The sequence below is a fragment of the Terrisporobacter muris genome, assembly GCF_024621905.1.
Lineage (GTDB): Bacteria > Bacillota > Clostridia > Peptostreptococcales > Peptostreptococcaceae > Terrisporobacter > Terrisporobacter muris.
In genome coordinates this window covers 1-2,240 of sequence record NZ_JANKBY010000461.1, presented here as the reverse complement: position 1 = coordinate 2,240, position 2,240 = coordinate 1, and the positions used below count along the sequence as shown (strand labels likewise).

General features: G+C 27.5%; 4 protein-coding genes. All 4 read left to right on the top strand.

Annotated features, from left to right (window positions below; translation table 11 throughout):
* Window positions 1–244 precede the first annotated feature (244 nt).
* Complete coding sequence (locus NSA58_RS19205; RefSeq protein ID WP_039678192.1) at window positions 245–1,243, top strand: ABC transporter substrate-binding protein; 999 nt, start codon at window positions 245–247, stop codon at window positions 1,241–1,243.
* A gap of 110 nt (window positions 1,244–1,353) precedes the next feature.
* The gene (locus NSA58_RS19200; protein WP_242842673.1) at window positions 1,354–1,521 is read left to right on the top strand and encodes a hypothetical protein; all 168 of its coding nucleotides are present in this window, start codon (window positions 1,354–1,356) and stop codon (window positions 1,519–1,521) included.
* A 65-nt stretch (window positions 1,522–1,586) separates the two neighbouring features.
* Entirely contained in the window at window positions 1,587–1,907 is a 321-nt protein-coding gene (locus tag NSA58_RS19195) for an N-acetylmuramoyl-L-alanine amidase (protein WP_074429884.1), read from the top strand.
* Between the two features lie 153 nt (window positions 1,908–2,060).
* Window positions 2,061–2,240 (top strand): hypothetical protein (locus NSA58_RS19190; RefSeq protein WP_257560868.1); only part of this gene is annotated, 180 nt, incomplete at its 3' end.

Sequence of the window (2,240 nt, the reverse complement as noted above, 5' to 3'; positions counted from 1 at the left end):
TATGTAGCAACAAAATATATACGTATCGAAGCAAATTTTTTTATACACAATATATGAATATGGAAATTGATAAATAAATACATATATGATAACATTTACTTATAAGCTGACCCTAAAGACATGGTCTAAGGGGAAAGGGATTAATACTTAATCTCTCTGATTTCTTAAGTATTTTCTTGTGAAATTACATATAAGAAATATGAATATTTATCAGCTGAATAAATATTATTGGGGGGCAAATTTTATGAAAAAAATTTTTACAGTACTTATGTCATTATTAATTACATCAAGCCTTGTAGTAGGATGTAATTCTAGTGATAAGAAAGAAGAGGAAAAGGTTACAGAACCAATTTCAGTAAATGTAGGAGCTCCAGATGGATTACCAGCCATAGCAATTGCAAAATTAGAGCAAGAAAATCCTGAGGTAAAAGAAGGCTATAAGGTGAAGTATACTCTTGAAGCAACTTCTGATGCTTTATCTACAGATGTAATGAAGGAAAGTTTAGATATTGCTATAGTACCATCAAATATGGCAGCAATTGCCTATAATAAAACCTCAAATTATCAAATTGCAGGAACTGTAGGTATGGGATCTTTTTACTTAGTAAGTAGTGATGAAGATGTAACAGGGTTAGACTCATCATTACAAGGAAAAGAAGTTGGGAATATAGGAAAGGGATTAACTCCTGATATAACAGTGCAAGCTTTATTAAAGGAACAAAATGTTGATTCATCATCTATTAAATTTAATTATTCAAATGAAGCTAGTGATTTAGTATCACTATTAGCAACAAAAAAGATAACTACAGGTATAGTACCAGAGCCAGCTCTTAGTGGATTACTTACAAAAAATCCTGACTTAAAAGTGATATGTGGTGTAAATGATACTTGGAAAGATGTATTCAAAAATGAAAATGGATATCCGCAGTCAACTTTAATTGTTAAATCGTCTTTTGCAAAAGAAAATTCTGAATTTGTAAAAAGTTTTATTAAAACTTTAGATGAAAATATAAAATATACAAATGAAAATCCAAAAGAAGCAGGAGAATTTGCTGTTAAGTTTGGTGTAAATGTGAAGGCGCCTTTATTAGTAAAAGCTATAGATAGAACTAACTTAAAGTTTATAGCTATAGATAACTGCAAAGATGATTATACAAATTATTATAATAGTTTGTTCTCATTTAATCCTAAAGTTTTAGGTGGAAAAGTACCAGATGAAAATATATACTATATAGAAAAATAAATAGATTTTAAATTCCTTACTTATATTATGGTAAGGAATTTTTTGTAAAATATGTATAAAAGTGTCAAAATAAGTAATATTTTATATATTACTAATAGGAGGTGTTGTTAATGGGTAGAAAATATCTTATTGCCCTTGATGCTGGTCATGTAATGGAGACTACAGGTAAAAGAACTCCTCCACTTCCAAAAGATCTATATATGGATGGAAAGTTAGTAAGAAAAAATGTGAAGTTATTAAAGAGAATGAGTTTAATGAGGCTGTATGTAAGTATTTAGAAATATCTTTAAAAAGATGAGGATTTGATGTATTACAAGTTGCATCAGGAGATAGTGATATACCGTTGCAAACAAGGGTAAGAAGAGCCAATTTAGTAGATGCAGATGCATATATAAGTAAACACTATAATGCTGTGGGAGGAAAGTGTCAAAGTAAGGTTAAAGGTCTTGTGACTATAATACATTATAACTCATCAAGTAAATCAAAAGAACTAGCTAAAAATGTGCATGAGGAGTTGTTGAAGCTTCATAAAGATCATAACTGTAAAAATTTTGGTGTGAGAAAAGATACAGATATTTCAGGATTTAGTTTATATGTACTTAGAAATACGAAAATGCCTGCTATTTTAACAGAATCTAAATATGTAGAAAGCATAGTAAAATAGCGACTTTTAATAAGCATTTATCTAAGAATAAATGCTTATTTCAATTTAAACATATTTTAATAGGAAGATATTGATTATATATTAAATAATTTACTTTAGTATTGGAGAAAATAAAGTTATATATTTATAACAATATAAACTTGAGGTGATGATATGAATAATAATATGTTTAATTTAAATCACAAATCTGATTATTATTTGATGAATAACTATGAAAATAATTTTGATAATAATGAGTGGAATAATGATGAAATTGTAATTAATGATGATAGTATACCGATTAATGATGATTATAATAATGAGTATGGATATAATAAAAAATATTCAAGATCG

Coding starts and splice junctions, on each gene's coding strand:
- NSA58_RS19205 (WP_039678192.1), top strand. CDS start 245: ATGAAAAAAATTTTTACAGTACTTATGTCATTATTAATTACATCAAGC.
- NSA58_RS19200 (WP_242842673.1), top strand. CDS start 1,354: ATGGGTAGAAAATATCTTATTGCCCTTGATGCTGGTCATGTAATGGAG.